17 protein-coding genes are annotated in these 15646 nt (G+C 70.1%); 7 read left to right on the forward strand and 10 right to left on the reverse strand.

The window, feature by feature from the left end; translation table 11 throughout:
* Nucleotides 1-939: DNA polymerase III subunit beta (dnaN, locus tag ACY35P_RS03025; RefSeq protein WP_462114351.1), on the reverse strand; the 939-nt coding region annotated here is incomplete at its 3' end.
* Between the two features lie 245 nt (nt 940-1184).
* On the reverse strand, nt 1185-2516 hold the full coding sequence (gene dnaA, locus ACY35P_RS03030) for a chromosomal replication initiator protein DnaA (RefSeq protein ID WP_462114435.1): 1332 nt from the start codon (nt 2514-2516) through the stop codon (nt 1185-1187).
* Between the two features lie 242 nt (nt 2517-2758).
* On the opposite strand from dnaA, the gene rpmH reads away from it, so the two are divergent.
* From rpmH to ACY35P_RS03055, 5 genes are all read left to right on the forward strand, one after another.
* On the forward strand, nt 2759-2899 hold the full coding sequence (gene rpmH / locus ACY35P_RS03035) for a 50S ribosomal protein L34 (protein ID WP_027083663.1): 141 nt from the start codon (nt 2759-2761) through the stop codon (nt 2897-2899).
* A gap of 79 nt (nt 2900-2978) precedes the next feature.
* Entirely contained in the window at nt 2979-3401 is a 423-nt protein-coding gene (gene rnpA / locus ACY35P_RS03040; RefSeq protein WP_462114352.1) for a ribonuclease P protein component, read from the forward strand.
* A gap of 12 nt (nt 3402-3413) precedes the next feature.
* On the forward strand, nt 3414-5087 hold the full coding sequence (gene yidC / locus ACY35P_RS03045) for a membrane protein insertase YidC (RefSeq protein WP_462114353.1): 1674 nt from the start codon (nt 3414-3416) through the stop codon (nt 5085-5087).
* Between the two features lie 57 nt (nt 5088-5144).
* Nucleotides 5145-6476 carry a tRNA uridine-5-carboxymethylaminomethyl(34) synthesis GTPase MnmE gene (gene mnmE / locus ACY35P_RS03050; RefSeq protein WP_462114354.1) on the forward strand — a complete coding sequence of 444 codons (1332 nt, stop codon included), beginning with the start codon at nt 5145-5147 and terminating at the stop codon, nt 6474-6476.
* A 177-nt stretch (nt 6477-6653) separates the two neighbouring features.
* Entirely contained in the window at nt 6654-7721 is a 1068-nt protein-coding gene (locus ACY35P_RS03055; protein ID WP_462114355.1) for an energy transducer TonB, read from the forward strand.
* Between the two features lie 67 nt (nt 7722-7788).
* On the opposite strand, the gene ACY35P_RS03060 is transcribed toward ACY35P_RS03055, so the two are convergent.
* The 8 genes from ACY35P_RS03060 to ACY35P_RS03095 all read right to left on the reverse strand — a co-directional run bounded on the left by ACY35P_RS03060 (nt 7789) and on the right by ACY35P_RS03095 (nt 13709).
* Nucleotides 7789-8313, reverse strand: coding sequence for a hemerythrin domain-containing protein (locus tag ACY35P_RS03060; protein WP_462114356.1), 525 nt, complete (start codon nt 8311-8313; stop codon nt 7789-7791).
* 124 nt (nt 8314-8437) lie between these two features.
* A complete protein-coding gene (locus ACY35P_RS03065; RefSeq protein WP_462114357.1) occupies nt 8438-9622 on the reverse strand; it encodes an ABC transporter permease in 1185 nt (394 codons plus the stop codon).
* Nucleotides 9619-10365, reverse strand: a complete 747-nt coding sequence (locus ACY35P_RS03070; RefSeq protein WP_462114358.1) for an ABC transporter ATP-binding protein — start codon at nt 10363-10365, stop codon at nt 9619-9621. Before ACY35P_RS03070 ends, ACY35P_RS03065 begins: the two co-directional genes overlap by 4 nt.
* Before the next feature lie 7 nt (nt 10366-10372).
* Complete coding sequence (locus tag ACY35P_RS03075) at nt 10373-11878, reverse strand: alpha/beta hydrolase (RefSeq protein WP_462114359.1); 1506 nt, start codon at nt 11876-11878, stop codon at nt 10373-10375.
* A 37-nt stretch (nt 11879-11915) separates the two neighbouring features.
* Nucleotides 11916-12095, reverse strand: coding sequence for a hypothetical protein (locus ACY35P_RS03080; RefSeq protein ID WP_462114360.1), 180 nt, complete (start codon nt 12093-12095; stop codon nt 11916-11918).
* Complete coding sequence (locus ACY35P_RS03085; protein ID WP_462114361.1) at nt 12092-12292, reverse strand: helix-turn-helix transcriptional regulator; 201 nt, start codon at nt 12290-12292, stop codon at nt 12092-12094. The genes ACY35P_RS03080 and ACY35P_RS03085 overlap by 4 nt, the downstream gene beginning before the upstream one ends.
* A 1-nt stretch (nt 12293) precedes the next feature.
* On the reverse strand, nt 12294-12878 hold the full coding sequence (locus ACY35P_RS03090; RefSeq protein ID WP_462114362.1) for a hypothetical protein: 585 nt from the start codon (nt 12876-12878) through the stop codon (nt 12294-12296).
* Between the two features lie 105 nt (nt 12879-12983).
* Nucleotides 12984-13709, reverse strand: coding sequence for a ferredoxin--NADP reductase (locus ACY35P_RS03095; protein ID WP_462114436.1), 726 nt, complete (start codon nt 13707-13709; stop codon nt 12984-12986).
* A 159-nt stretch (nt 13710-13868) separates the two neighbouring features.
* On the opposite strand from ACY35P_RS03095, the gene ACY35P_RS03100 reads away from it, so the two are divergent.
* Together ACY35P_RS03100 and ACY35P_RS03105 are read left to right on the forward strand one after the other, a co-directional pair.
* Nucleotides 13869-14816, forward strand: coding sequence for an ABC transporter ATP-binding protein (locus ACY35P_RS03100; RefSeq protein WP_462114363.1), 948 nt, complete (start codon nt 13869-13871; stop codon nt 14814-14816).
* Complete coding sequence (locus tag ACY35P_RS03105; protein ID WP_462114437.1) at nt 14813-15643, forward strand: ABC transporter permease; 831 nt, start codon at nt 14813-14815, stop codon at nt 15641-15643. The genes ACY35P_RS03100 and ACY35P_RS03105 overlap by 4 nt, the downstream gene beginning before the upstream one ends.
* The last annotated feature ends 3 nt before the right edge of the window (nt 15644-15646 follow it).

Consider the following 15646-nt stretch of genomic DNA (forward strand, 5'->3'; position numbering starts at 1 on the left):
CACGCGCGTGTCGGCCTCGACCTCTTCCTGCGCTTCCTCCTGCTCGGGGTTGTGCGCCGAGATCTTCAGCTGGCCCGGCGAGACTTCCATGCGGACGCCGCGGTACTTCTCGTTCGACAGGATCGCCGCGCGCTGCAGGGCCGCACGCAGGACGTCGCGGTCGATGCGGACTTCCTTGTCGGCGCCGATCGGCACGACGGCCTCGTAGTCGGGGAAGCGACCGTCGATGAGCTTGCTGGTGAACGTGACGTCGTCGCGCTTCACGCGCAGGTGGCCGCGCCCCATCTCCAGCTCGAGGATGCGATCGCCGCCTTCCAGCAGGCGCTGCAGTTCGGTCACGCCCTTGCGGGGCACGATCAGCTGGCGCTTGGTCGCCGCGCCTGTGCCTTCCAGGCCCGACTCGCAGAGCGCGAGGCGGTGGCCGTCGGTGGCGACGCAGCGCAGCGAGCTCTCGCGCAGGTCGAACAGCAGGCCGTTGAGGTAATAGCGGACGTCCTGCTGGGCCATCGCGAAGGCGGTGCGCTCGATCAGCTCCTTCAGCGCCGCTTCCGGCACCTGCACCCGCTCGGTGGCGTCGACGTCGTCCAGCGACGGGAAGTCGGTCGACGGCAGGCTCGACAGGGTGAAGCGCGACCGCCCCGCCTGGACCGAGATCCGCTCGCCGCTCTGGCTGATCGTGATGCGGCTGCCGTCGGGCAGGGCACGGACGATCTCGAAGAGCTTGCGGGCCGGGATCGTGGTCTCGCCATCCTCGGCATCGTCGACCGCGACGCGGCTGACCATCTCGACTTCGAGGTCGGTGCCGGTGAGCGAGAGCAGTCCGCCCTGCACCTGCACGAGGAGATTCGCCAGGACCGGCAGCGTCTGGCGTCGCTCAACGACGTTGACGACCTGCGCGAGCGGCTTGAGGAAGACTTCGCGTTGGAGGCTAAAGCGCATCTGGACCCCGTTCCCCATACCGTTTCTAAGAAGTGGATTAAATCAAAAGCATGGTGGTGGTGGAGGGCGCCGAAATTCGGGAAAACTCCACCAACCCCTTGAAATCATTGGCATTTCAGGAATGCCAACCCCTGTTGGAAACCCCGCCGCGGCGGGTGGCCAACCTGTGGACAAGATCGACGCACCGAGCGCCGCCCCGAATTGTCCACAGCTTGCCCCCGGGCTGCACAGCCGCCATGCACACCTTACTCGCTCAGCTTGCGGATGAGCTTGTCCCAGTCCTCGCGCAGCTTGCCGTCCGTCTCCATGAGCGTGCGGATCTGGCGACAGGCATGGAGCACGGTGGTGTGGTCGCGGCCGGCGAACGCGTCACCGATCTCCGGCAGCGAGTGCTCGGTGAGCTCCTTCGTCAGCGCCATCGCCACCTGCCGGGGCCGCGCGAGCGAGCGCGTGCGGCGCTTGCTCAGCAGGTCCTTCATCTGCAGGCCGTAGTAGTCGGCAACGACCTTCTGGATGTTGGGGATGCCGACCGACTGCTGCTGGGCGCGCAGCAGGTCGCGCAGCGTCTCCTGCGCAAATTCGGTGGTGATCGCGCGGCCGGTGAAGTTGGCGCGCGCCGACAGCGTGTTGAGCGCGCCCTCGAGGTCGCGCACGTTGCTGCGCATCTTCTTCGCGAGCAGGAAGGCCACGTCCTCGGGGATCTCGACGCCGCGCTCGCGGGCCTTGCTCAGCACGATCTGCGCGCGTGTCTCGAAGTCGGGCGGCTCGATCGCCACCGACAGGCCCCAGGCCAGGCGCGACTTCAGCCGTGGCTCCAGGCCCTCGACCTCGCGCGGATAGCGGTCGCAGGTGAGGATGATCTGCTGGCGGCCGTCGAAGAGCTGGTTGAACGTGTGGAAGAACTCTTCCTGCGTGCGGTCCTTGCCGGCGAAGAACTGGATGTCGTCGATGAGCAGGGCATCGACCTGCTGGAACTGCCGCTTGAAGGCGTCCATGGTCTTGTCCTGCAGCGACTTCATCATCGCGCTGAAGAACTGCTCGCTGCGCAGGTACAGCACCCGGTAGCCGGGGTTGTTGGTGCGCATCATGTTGCCGGCGGCGAACATCAGGTGCGTCTTGCCGAGGCCGGTGCCGCCGTAGAGCAGCAGCGGGTTGTGCGCGCGGTCGCCGGGCTTGAGCGCGGCCTGCATTGCGGCGGCGCGGCCCAGCTGGTTGCTCCGGCCCTCGACGAAGTTCTCGAACGTGTAGTGGTTGTCCAGGTGGCCCTGGAAGGGGGCGGCCTGGGGCGCGGCCGGGGTGCTGGCGGCCGGCATCGCGGCGGCCGGCACCGGACCGCGCGCGCGGGGCAGCGCGCCGACCTCCAGGCTCACGTCCTCGGTGCCCGCGAAGTAGCTCAGCAGCTCGCGGATGCGGCCGAGGTACCGCTCGCGCACCTGGTCGACCACGAAGGCGTTCGGCGCGTAGAGGACGGTGCGGTCGTCCTGGACGTGGGCCTGCAGGGGGCGCAGCCAGGTGTGGACGTCCTCCGCCGGCAGTTCGGCTTCGAGGCGTTCGAGGCAGCGCGGCCAGGCATCCATCGAGAAGGTCAAGTCGGGTCCGGAAAAGCGGGGCGACGCGCGGCCCGCGCAGCGCCCCGGAAGGGCCGCGACGGTTCGCATCGGGGTCGCGCAGGCTACCATTTATCCACAGGCCCGGACCACGTCTATCCACAGGTGGCGGGCGCTCGTCCGGGTCGCCGCCGTCACGCCGGCTTGACCCGCGGGAGCCCGGACCGCTAGACTTCCGGGTTCACTATCGTTGTCATTACGCGAGCCGCCTCATGGCCACCAAGCGCACCTACCAGCCCAGCAACCTCAAGCGCAAGCGCGACCACGGCTTCCGTGCCCGCATGGCCACGGCCGACGGCCGCAAGATCCTCGCGCGTCGCCGCGCGAAGGGCCGCAAGCGCCTCACCGCCTGATCGCGGTCGCCCGGCTTTCGCGCCGGGCCGCTTCCGCGATGCACGCGATGTCCGTGGAAGCCTGCGTCCTCGACGCATCATGAACCAGCTACGCCATCCCCGGTCGGCGCGCGTGCGAACGCGCGCCGATTTCGATCGCGTGTTCAAGGACGGCCGCCGTACCGGCCTGCCGTTCCTCGCCCTGCACTGGCATGCCGATCCCGCAGGCCACGTCCGCCTGGGGCTCGCCGTCTCGCGCAAGGTCGACAAGACGGCCGTCGGCCGCAACCGCATCAAGCGCCAGCTCCGCGAGGCCTTCCGCCACGTGCGCGGACAGCTCCCGCCCGGTGACTACGTCCTCGTGGCCCGGCCCGGCGCCGCGCAGCGCGACGGCCTTGAATTGCGGGCCGGCTTCCTCGATCTCCTCCGGCGTGCACGCGCGTTGCCGCCCCCGGCCCCCGCCGGCACAATGCCGCCGCCGCCTTCCTCCCCATCCGCCGACGCCGATGCGCGCCCGGCCTGAGTCCGCCTGCCCATGAACCAGACCCGCGTCTTCCTCCTGTTCGCCTGGCTGATGGTGGCGACGCTGCTGTGGATGGAATGGACCAAGGAGCGCGCGGCGCCTCAGCTGCCGGCCGCCGTCGAGGCGGCGTCCGCCAGCGGTGCGGTGCCGAGTGCCGGTCGACCCGGTGCGGTGCCCGCGGTCGCCGGCCCCGCGATGGTGGCCGCCACGCCCGGCGCGCCCGCCGCGGTGACCGTGCGCACCGACGTGCTGCAGGCGACGCTCGACGGCGGCCAGATGCTGCAGGCCGACCTGCCCGGCATCGGCGAGCTGACCGACCCGACCCGACCGGTTCGCCTGCTGTCGAGCGATCCCCAGCATTACTTCGCCGCGCAGAGCGGCTGGGTGGCGGTCGGCGGTGCACCCGCGCCGAACCACCTCGGCGGCTTCCTCCCCGCCACCGCGCAGCGCAGCTTCGTGCTGCCCGCCGGCCAGGCCACGCTCGACGTGCCCTTCGTCTGGCAGGGCACGAACGGCGTCACCATCCGTCGCACCTACACCTTCACCCGCGGCAGCTATGCCGTCCGCGTGCGCGACGACGTCGCCAACACCGGCACCGCGCCGTGGACCGGCACGGTCTACCGCCAGCTCAGCCGCACCATGCCGCCGCCGCGCAAGGGCGGCTTCACCTCGGGGCAGGTCTTCGCCTTCGAGGGCGCGGCCTGGTACAGCCCGCAGGACAAGTATCAGAAGCGCGCCTTCACCGACTTCACCGACGACGGCCCGCTGTCGAAGAAGGTGCAGGGCGGCTGGATCTCGCTGCTGCAGCACCATTTCTTCACCGCGTGGATCCCGCAGCCCGGCGACGTCAGCACGTTCGAGACCGCGACGCCCGAAGGCGTCGGCGGCACCAACTACGTCGTGCGCGAACTGGGCCCGACGCTGCAGCTCGCACCGGGCCGGCAGGCCACGACGCAGGCGCGGCTGTGGGTGGGCCCGAAGAGCGTGGAGCACATCGCCGCGCAGAACGTGCCGGGCCTGGAGCGCGCGGTCGACTTCAGCAAGTTCGACACGATGGCGACGCTCGCCGGCTGGCTGTACGCCGTGCTCGCCTGGCTGCATTCGATCATCGGCAACTGGGGCTGGTCGATCATCGGCCTCGTCGTGCTGATCAAGCTCGTGCTGCTGCCGCTCGCGAACGCGCAGTACCGCTCGATGGCGAAGATGCGCCGCCTGCAGCCCAAGCTCGCGCAGCTCAAGGAACGCCACGGCGAGGATCGCCAGCAGTTCCAGATGGCGATGATGGAGCTGTACCGCAAGGAGAAGGTCAACCCGGTCGGCGGCTGCCTGCCGCTGCTGGTGCAGATGCCGATCTTCCTCGCGCTGTACTGGATGCTCTCGGAGTCCGTCGAGCTGCGCCACGCGCCGTGGATCGGCTGGATCCACGACCTCACCGCACGCGATCCGTTCTTCGTGCTGCCGCTGATCAACGTCGCGGTGATGTTCGTCACCCAGAAGCTGACGCCGACCGCGGGCATGGATCCGGCGCAGGCGAAGATGATGCAGTTCATGCCGCTCGTGTTCGGCGTGATGTTCGCCTTCTTCCCGTCCGGCCTGGTGCTGTACTGGGTCACCAACGGCCTGCTCACGCTCGCGCAGCAGTGGTACTTCCTGCGCAAGTACGGCGAGCCCGCCAAGAAGGCCTGACGCCCCGAGAAGCCCGCCGCGATGGCGGGCTTCTTCGTTGCGGGCCACACTGCGCGCATGCACGACCGCGACACCATCGCCGCCATCGCGACCGCCGCCGGCAGCGGCGGCGTCGGCATCGTGCGCCTGTCCGGTCCGCATGCGCGCGCCATCGGCGAGGCGCTCGCGCAACGACGCCTCCGCCCGCGCCATGCGCACCACGTGCGGCTCGTGCACGGCGGCGCGACGATCGACGACGGCGTGGCGCTCTACTTCGCCGCACCGGCGAGCTACACCGGGGAGGACGTCGTCGAACTGCAGGCGCACGGCAGCCCGGCGGTGCTCGCGCAGTTGGTCGACGCCTGCCACGCGCTCGGCGCGCGGCCCGCGCGGCCGGGCGAATTCACCGAACGCGCCTTCCTCGAAGGCCGCCTCGACCTCGCGCAGGCCGAGGCTGTCGCCGACCTGATCGCCGCGGCCGACGCGACCGCCGCACGCGCGGCGCGGCGCGCGCTCGACGGCGAGTTCTCGCAGCGGGTCGACGCGATCGCCGCGGCGCTGCTGCACGTGCGCGTGCACTGCGAGGCCGCGATCGACTTCGCCGACGAACCGCTGGAGACGCTCGGCGGCGCCGACCTGCATCGAAGGCTCGATGCGATCGACGTCGACCTCGATGCGCTGCTGGCTGCCGCCGAGCGCGGACGCCGCCTGCGCGACGGCCTGCACGCGGTGATCGTCGGGCCGCCGAACGCCGGCAAGAGTTCACTGCTCAATGCGCTCGCCGGCATCGACCGCGCGATCGTCACCGACGTCGCCGGCACCACCCGCGACGTGCTGCACGAGACGGTGCGCGTCGACGGCGTCGAACTCACGCTCGCCGACACCGCGGGCCTGCGCGAGAGCACCGATGCGATCGAACGCGAGGGCATGCGGCGCGCGCACGCCGAACTCGCGCAGGCCGACCTCGCGATCGTCGTGCTCGACGCGCGCGAGCCGGAGGCCGGGCGCGCGGCCGTCGCCGAGGCGATCGCCGGCGTGCCCCGCGTGCTGTGGCTCGCCAACAAGGCCGACCTCGTCGACGCCCCGCTCTCGGGATTCGACGGCGTGCCGGTCTCGGCGCGCTCCGGGCTCGGGCTCGACGACCTGCGCCACCGCCTGCGCGAGCTCGCGGTCGGTCCGGGCGGCGAGGCGCCGCCCGGAGCGTTCACCGCCCGCGCGCGCCACGTCCACGCGCTCGTCGAGGCACGCGACGAACTGCATCGCGCGCGCGCCGAGCTCGCGCACGGCCACCTCGACCTCGCCGCCGAGCAGTTGCGCCGCGCGCACGACGCGCTGGGCGCGATCACCGGGCGGGTCCGGGCGGACGACCTGCTGGGCCACGTCTTCGCCAGCTTCTGCATCGGCAAGTGACCGCCGACCCGGTGCCGATCCGCGTCGGTGTCTGACCCGTCGCGGCGGGGCTGGCCCGGGTCGGTCCGCCGCACCGTCCTGCGTCGCAAAAACGGGGCGTGGGTGCTTGACAAAGCCGCCCGTGCCGAGCGATCTAGGCGCGTGCGCGCGCCGCGTGCACCTCAGGGGAGTGAGACCATGATTTCCGATACCCGCGTCCGGCTGCAGCCGCGCGCCTCCGTCCTGCCGCGCGTCGCCCTGGTGCTCGCGTTCGGCGGGTTGCTCGCCGCCTGCGGCAAGGACGAGACCGCCGCCCCGGCGGCCGGTACCGCCGCGACCGCCACGCCGGCCGCGACGCCCGCGACCGTGATCGACAGCAAGGTCGCCGCCATGGCGCCGAACCAGCTGCGCGAAGCCGCGAGCAAGGCCTACAACGAGAACCGCCTGTACGCGCCGGCCGGCGACAACGCGATCGAGTACTACCTCGCGCTGCGCGACAAGGCACCGAACGACGTCGCCGCCTCGAGCGCGCTGACCGACCTGCTGCCGATGGCGGTCATCGCGACCGAACAGAGCGTCAGCCGCAACGACTTCGCCGAGGCGCAGCGCCTGACCGCGCTGCTCGAGAAGGCCGATCCCAAGCATCCCGCGCTGGCCCGCCTGAAGAGCTCGATCACCGAGCAGCAGCAGGTCGCGCAGCAGCAGGCCGTGCAGCAGCAGCTGAGCGCCGAGGAACAGGCGAAGAAGCAGGCCGACCTCGAGAAGCAGCGCCTGGAGGACCAGAAGAAGCAGCAGGAAGTGGCCGCCAAGCAGCTCGCCGACAAGCAGTCGTCCGACCGCGTGGCCAACGATCGCGCCGCCGCCGACAAGGCCGCCGCCGATCGCGCCGCCGCGGAAAAGGCCGCGGCCGACCGCGCCGCCGCCGAACGCGAGGCCGCCCAGCGGGCCGCCGCGGCGCAGACCGCCGCCGCCGCCCCGAGCCGCCCTGCGCCGGCCGCGTCCAGTGGCAACAGCGAGCTGCGTCCGCTGTCGACGCCGATGCCGGCGTTCCCGACCGAGGCCTTGCGCTCGGCGCAGTCCGGCGAGGTGCAGGTCGAGTTCACCGTCGCCCCGGACGGCTCGGTGTCGGCGGCCCGCGTGGTGCGCGCGACCCCGGCCCGGGTCTTCGACCGCGCCGCGGTCAACGCGGTGAAGCGCTGGCGCTTCCAGCCGGTCGACGCGCCCGTCACGATCCGCCGCACGATCTCGTTCAACGCCGGCACCTGAGCGGCGCAACGCGTAACGAAAAAGCCCGGCTCCGGCCGGGCTTTTTCTTTGTGGCGCCGCGCGCCGATCAGCCCGGGGAGCCCGGCACCCGGAAGATCGAGGCGAGCCCGGTCTTGAGCTTGGCGTGCAGCGTCACGCCTTCGGCCATGCCCGACGTCTTCCACTCCTCGTACTGCACGTCGAGGTCGGCGAGTTCCTGCGCGGTGAACAGCTCGCGCATCAGCGCGAACATCTCCTTCTCCTCCTCGCGCGCGTGGTGGTCGATCAGCTCGCCCATCACCTTCGCGCTGCCGGCGAATTCGCGGCTGGTCGGATCGCAGGCCTTGAGGTCGGGCAGCACGCTCTGCTCCACCGCGCGGTGCTCCTGCATCGCGGCCGCCCACAGCAGTTTCTGCTCATGGCTCGCGCGCGAGTGGAAGGCCGGATAGAACACCAGCTCCTCGAACTTCGCGTGGGGCACCAGCGCCGCCTCGATCTTCTCGAGCAGGTCCAGGCGCGTCTTCTCGGCGCGGTCGGTGGTGGCGTTGACCTGCTCGAACAGGGCGCGCAGCTGCGCGTGTTCGGACTTCAGCGTGGCGAGGATGCTGCGCATGACGGCTCTCCCGGGACAGGCGTCCATGGTCGAACCGCCACTGGCGCCGAGACGTGAAAGCGGCCGTGGGCGCAAAAAAAGACGGCAGCCGAAGCTGCCGTCTCCGTACCGACGCGCGCCCGGATCATCCCGCGATCGCGAGACGCTCCTGGTGGTAGCGACGCACCGCCGCGAACCACAGCAGCCCGGCGAGGCCGAAGCCGCCGGCGAGGTAGATCGCCCAGGCCTGCGGGTCGATCGGCTCGCCGCGCACGATCTTGAGCAGCAGCTGGTTCTGCGCGAGGAACGGCACCGCGAACTGCCAGAGCTGCGTCTTGATCGGATTCACCATGAGCATGATCGAGGGCAGCATCGGCAGCAGCATCAGCCACGTCATGTGGCTCTGCGCCTCCTTCATGCTCTTCGCGCCGGCCGCCAGGAACGTGAGCAGCGACGTGCCGATCAGCAGCATCGGCAGCAGCACGAACAGCATCTTGGCCATCGCGAGGAAGCTGACGTCGAGCATGCGCGCGGTGGTCGCGAGCTGCGCGCTGGTCTTGAACGAGAGCAGCGTGAGCAGCAGCGAGAGCAGGCCGAGCGTGCAGGCCGCCGCGATCTTGCCGGTGACCACCGCGCCGCGGCGTGCGGGCGTCGCCAGCAGCGGCTCCAGCGACTGGCGTTCGCGTTCGCCGGCGGTCGCATCGAGGATCAGGTAGGCGCCGCCGAGGAACGAGCTGAGGATCAGCAGGTAGGGCAGCATGATCGACAGCACGACGCCCTTCTTGGCCTGTTCGCTCGCCACGTCGCGGTTGCCGACGTTGATCGCACGCGTCACCGACGGATCGATGCCGCGCGCCAGCAGGCGCAGCGCTCCCATCTGGTCGCGATAGCCTTCCAGCGCGGTGCGCACCCGGGCCAGCGGGATCTCCGCATTGCGACGCGTGCTGTCGGCGACGATCTCGACCACCGCGGGCCTGCCGTCGCGCCAGTCCTGGCCGTACTCGGGCGCGACGCGCAGGCCGACGTCCTCGTCCTGGCGCGCGACCGCCGCATCGAGATCCTTCGGCGCTGCCTTGGCGACGATGCCCTGCGTGGCGAGGAACGCGACGAGGTTGGGCGCACGCTCCATGCCGTCCACCGGGATGGTGAGCGTGCGGTCGAGCTCCGTCTTCGCGCGCTTCTCCGCCATCGAGCCGGTGCCGATGATGATCAGCGGATAGAGCAGCGGGCCGAGCAGCAGCGCGATTGCCAGCGTGCGCCGGTCGCGGGAGATGTCGCGCAGTTCCTTGCGCATCACCGACCACACCGTGGCCATGAGTCCGGTCTTCATGCGTGCAGTCCTTCTTCCGAGCCGATCGCCTTGACGAAGGCGTCCTCGAGGTTGGTTTCACCGAAGCGTTCGCGCAGCTCGTCGGCGGTGCCGCTCGCGACGACCTGGCCCTTCGCGATGATCACGATGCGATCGCAGAGCGCGGCGACCTCCTGCATGATGTGGCTCGAGAAGATCACGCAGCGGCCTTCGGCCTTGAGTTGCTGCAGGAAGCCGCGCATCGCGCGCGTGGTCATCACGTCGAGCCCGTTGGTGGGCTCGTCGAGGATCACGTTCTTCGGGTCGTGCACCAGCGCGCGGGCGATGGCGGTCTTGGTGCGCTGGCCCTGGCTGAAGCCTTCGGTCTGGCGGTCGAGGATGTCGTCCATCTGCAGCGCCCGGGCGAGCACCTGGGTGCGCGCGGCGATGTCGGCCTGCGACATGCCGTGCAGCTCGCCGAAGTAGGCGATGTTCTCGCGTGCGGTCAGGCGCTTGTAGACGCCACGCGCGTCCGGCAGCACGCCGAGCGCGCGACGCACGGCGATCGGATTCTTCGCCGCGTCGATGCCGTCCACCATGACTTCGCCGGTGTCGGGCGTCATCAGCGTGTAGAGCATGCGTAGGGTGGTGGTCTTGCCGGCGCCGTTCGGGCCGAGCAGGCCGGTGATCTCGCCGTCGCGGGCTTCGAATTCGACGCCGTCGACCGCCTTCACCGTGCCGGTCTTGGTCTTGAAGGCTTTGTGCAGGTTGCGTGCGTTGATCATGGCCGGCTCACGGCTCCCATCCGTTGAAGCTGGTGAACGGGGGCACGGGGGCCACCGTCTCCAGGCATTTGGTGTCGAGCGCCTTGGCGTTCGCGGTTTCGATGAACTTGCCGATCAGCTTCGGCATGCAGCCGGTGCCCATCACGTTGTGGCCCTGGCCGCGCAGCACCACCGACTTCGCCTTCGGCAGCGACTTCGCGACGCGCTCGGCGTATTCGGGCGGCGTCACCGGGTCGAGCTCGCCGGACATCAGGAACACCGGCACGTCGCCCATCAGCGGCGTCGTGAAGTACGAGGGGCGCGTGCCCTTCGGCCAGGTGCGGCACGCCGCGAAGAACATGTCGGCCATGTCGGTGCCGAGCGCGGTGGTCGCATCCTTCGGGTCGACGACGTAACGGTCGGCGTCCTCGGCGCAGATCACCGACCACTGCATGCCGCGGTTCATGCTGCCGGCCATCGATTCGCCGCCCAGCGACGCGAGGGCCATCAGCGGGCCGTAGCGCTCGTGCACGGCCTCGTCGACGACCACCGGCAGCAGCGCGGCCGCCTGCGGCAGGTACGAGAACATCTGGGTGATGCCGACCACCGTCTGCGCCGTGAGCTTCTCGCGCTTGGCCTCGCCGGTGGCGGGATCGCGGTATTCGACGTCGACCGGCGCCGCGGCGAGGCGCTGCTTCAGCGTCGCGAGCTGCGCGCGCAGGTCCTGCGGATAGCGCTTCGCGCAGCTCGGATCCTTCGCGCAGGCCTGGCCGCGCAGGGTGAGCGTGCGCTCGAACATGCGGGCGAACTCGCCGCCGGCGACGACGTCGTTCGGCAGCACGCCGTCGAGCACGACGCTGCGCGTGGACTGCGGATGGCGCTTGGCGTACTGCTGCGCGACGCGCGTGCCGTAGGAGACGCCGACGAGGTTGATCTTCTGGACGCCGAGCGCCGTGCGCACCGCGTCGAGGTCCTCGACGGCGACGGTCGTCGTGAACAGGCGCGGGTCGTTCTTCTGCGCCGTGGCGCACTTGCCGGCGTACTCGCCGATCGAGGCGATGTCGTTGCGGTCCTTGTATTCGTCGCGCAGCGCGGTCGGACAGTCGAGCGGCGCCGACTTGCCGGTGCCGCGCTGGTCGATCAGGAACACGCTGCGGCTCTTGAGCACCTCGCGCAGCGCGGCCGCGACGGGCGCCGCGTATTCGCTCGCCGCCTGGCCGGGGCCGCCCGCGAGGAAGAACACCGGATCGGCCGCGGGCTCACCGCGGTCGCCGGGCTCCAGCCAGGCGATCCGCAGGTCGATCTTGCGACCGTTCGGCTTCGCCGGGTCTTCGGGCACTGCGAGCGTCCCGCACATGCCGTCGCGCGTCTGCGCGGCGAGCGCGCTCGAGAGCGCACAGGGTTCGAAGACGATGCGGCCGACCGTCCGTTTCGCGGACTCGGCCTCCGGCTGGGCGGCGGGGCCGGTCGTGCCGCCGGAACAACCGGCGAGCGCGAGGGCCAGGGCCGTCACGAGGAAACGCGTGCGAGGCATAGGGACATCCATGAGTGTGGAGCGGAAGGGAAACGGATCAGGCGGTGGCGGACGGCGCGGGGCAGCGCGACAGGCCGCCGAAGGCGATCCACAGCGCCGGGTACAGCGTCGTGGCGAAGACGGTGAGGTCGAAGACGATCGACAGCAGCAGGGTGGCGACGGTGGCGACCGCGAGCCAGGCCGTGCGGCGGGTGGGGCGGAAGGACTCGAGGTTCATGCGTCGGCTCCGGGCAGGAAGATCGCTTCGATCGGCTCGTGGAACAGCCGCGCGATGCGGAAGGCGAGCGGCAGGCTCGGGTCGTACTTGCCGGTCTCGATGGCGTTGATCGTCTGGCGCGAGACGGCGAGCCGGTCGGCGAGTTCGCCCTGCGACCAGCCCTGCGCTTCGCGGAGTTCGCGGACGCGGCTTTCCATGTCAGGCGTAGCGTCGCGAAATGAAGACCTTGGCGATGCCGTAGGCGAGGCAGACGAGCGGGAAGACCCAGATCATCGCGGCGCTCGACGGGATGTCGATCACCTTCGCCGCCTGCAGCAGCCCCGCGGCGAAGTAGGCGAGCGACACCAGCGCGGTGGCCAGGCTCACGGACTCGACCTCGATGCGTCGCTGCATCTCGTCGGTGTCGCGGATGTGGCGGATCATCGCGCGCATCGCGAGCGCCACGAACGGCACCGGTGCGAGCGCGACGAGCGCCCGGAGCGCCGGATCCTCGACCTGCTGCTTGAGCAGCCAGACCGAGCCGAGGATGGCGATCACGTAGCCGGCCATCGCCGGCACGAACTCCCGCATGTAGCGCCGGCGGAGTGCCGGGGTGCTCGCATCGGCGACGTCCGGCAGGTGGCGCCCGATGATCCCGGTCAGGACGAGCGCGACGCCCACGCCCGACAGCAGGCCGCTCCCGAAGTCCGGCAGCCGGCCCGGCGCGAGCACGCGCGCGGCGCCGACGGCGGCGATCTGGACGATGCCGAGGACGAGGCAGGCATTGGCTTTCGATCGGTTCACGGCAGTCGGTCAAGGAAACTTGACAGGCATGCTGGGCGCGACCGCGGCCGCTGTCAAGCGAGCTTTACACGCCCCGACGAACGGTCGGCATTGCCGGGCGGCGACTCACTTCGAGCTGACGTATTTCTCGCGGCGGATCTGCGGCACCGGCAGGCCATGGCCCTTCAGCGCCTCGAAGCAGGCGTCGACCATGTTCGGATTGCCGCAGAGGTAGGCGACGTCGCCGGCCGCGTCGGGCGCGAACTCGGGCAGGAACTGCTGCACGTAGCCGTGGCGCACGTCGGCATGCGCATGCGCGGAGCCCGCCTCGGGCAACTCGCGCGAGAAGCACGGCACGAAGCGGAAGTTGGACGGATGCCGATCCGCGAACGTGCGGAACTCGTCGCCGTACAGCAGCTCGGCTGGCGTGCGCGCGCCGAACAGCAGCACGACCTCGACGCCCCGCTCGCCGATCAGGCGCTGCAGCTCGGGCAGCATCGCGCGGTACGGCGTGACGCCCGTGCCCGTCGCGATGAGCAGGTAGCGACGGTTGGTGTCCTGCGGCATCAGGCAGAAGCGTCCGAACGGCCCGCTCGCCATCACCGTGCCGCCGATCTCCAAGCCTTCGAACAGCGCGGTGGCCGCGCCGCCGGGCACGTAGCTCACCGCGATCTCCACCGCCTCGCCCGCGCCCATCGCGTGGTCGTGAATGGTCGCAAGCGAATAGCTGCGCTTGGTCGGCACGCCGTCCGCGTACTCGAAATGCACCTGGATGAACTGGCCCGGGATGAAGTCGAGCGGCAGGCCGTCCTCGCGCACGAAGGCGTAGTGGCCGATGGCCGGCGCCAGCATGCGGCGCGAGACGAGCTTGAGCGGGAACTGGACGATGGCCACGATGCGATCCTGACGGGCAGCGCGCGCTTCATGCGGCGCGGCCGCTGGAACGCTGCAGCGCGCGGGCATGCGCGCGGGGCTGCCTATACTACCGGCAACGTCGTTCGAAGCCCTGTCATGCCCGCATCCGTGACGCCCGCGCTGTCCGTGCGCGACCTGCGCAAGACCTACGACAACCGCGTCGAGGCGCTCAAGGGCGTGTCGCTCGACGTGATGCCCGGGGATTTCTTCGCGCTGCTCGGCCCCAACGGCGCCGGCAAGTCGACCCTGATCGGCATCGTGAGCTCGCTGGTGAACCTCACCGACGGCCACGTCGAGGTGCACGGCATCGACCTCGTGCGCGACCGCGCCGCGGCGATGCGGCAAATCGGCCTGGTGCCCCAGGAGATCAACTTCAACATGTTCGAGAAGCCCGTCGACATCCTGGTGAACTACGCCGGGTTCTACGGGGTGCCGCGCGCCGAGGCGCTCGAGCGCGCGGAAGTCGAGTTGCGCCGTGCGCAACTGTGGGAGAAGGCGAACGTGATGAGCCGCACGCTGTCGGGCGGCATGAAGCGCCGCCTGATGATCGCCCGCGCCATGATGACGCGCCCGCGCCTGCTGATCCTCGACGAGCCCACTGCGGGCGTGGACATCGAGATCCGACGTGGCATGTGGAAGACGCTGAAGGAGATCAACGCGTCCGGTACCACGATCATCCTCACCACGCACTACCTCGAGGAAGCCGAGAGCCTCTGCCGCAACGTCGCGATCATCGACCGCGGCCGCATCGTCGAGCAGGGTCCCATGCGCGCGCTGCTCGCCAAGCTCGACGTCGAGGGCTTCCTGCTCGACATCGACGGCGGCATCCCGGCCTCGCTGCCGCAGATCGAGAACACCACGATCATCGTCGCCGACGACCACACGCTCGACGTCGAGATGCCGCGTGCGATGGACCTCAACCGCGTCTTCGCCGCGCTCGACACGCACGGCATTCGCGTGCGCTCGATGCGCACCAAGTCCAACCGCCTCGAAGAGCTCTTCGTGCGCCTGACCGGCGAGAACGCCGGTACCGCCGCGGTCTGAGCCCGTCCCACCGAACCGAGAAGCCGATGTCCAGCCTGCCCGACACCGTCCAGACCCCGCCTTCGGGCCACCTCGTCGCGCTCGGCACCATCGTGCGACGCGAGGTGCACCGCATCCTCCGCATCTGGGGTCAGACGCTGGTGCCGCCGGCGATCACGATGACGCTCTACTTCCTGATCTTCGGCGGCCTGATCGGCTCGCGCGTCGGGCAGATGGACGGCATCCGCTACATGGACTTCATCGTGCCGGGCCTGGTCATGATGAGCGTGATCCAGAACAGCTACGGCAACATCTCGTCGAGCTTCTTCGGTGCGAAGTTCGGCCGGCACGTGGAAGAGCTGCTGGTGTCGCCGATGCCCAACTGGGTGATCCTCACCGGCTACGTCGCAGGCGCGGTGCTGCGCGGGCTCATGGTGGGCGCGATCGTGCTGCTCATCGCGATGCTGTTCACCGACGTGCGCGTGCCGCATCCGTTCGTGACGTTCACCACCGTGCTGCTGGGCGCCACGATCTTCGCGCTCGCCGGCTTCGTCAACGCGGTGTACGCGAAGAAGTTCGACGACATCGCGATCGTGCCGACCTTCATCCTGACCCCGCTGACGTACCTGGGCGGTGTCTTCTATTCGGTCAAGCTGCTGCCGGCGTGGGCCGAGGCGGCGACGCACCTCAATCCGATCTTCTACATGGTCAATGCGTTCCGCTACGGCCTGCTCGGCCGCAGCGACGTGCCGCTCGCCGTCGCCTACGGACTGATGCTCGCGTTCGTGGCGGCGCTCGGCGGACTCGGCCTGTGGCTGCTGCGGCGGGGCGTGGGCCTGCGCAGCTAGGGT

It is taken from the genome of Lysobacter xanthus, from assembly GCF_047159895.1.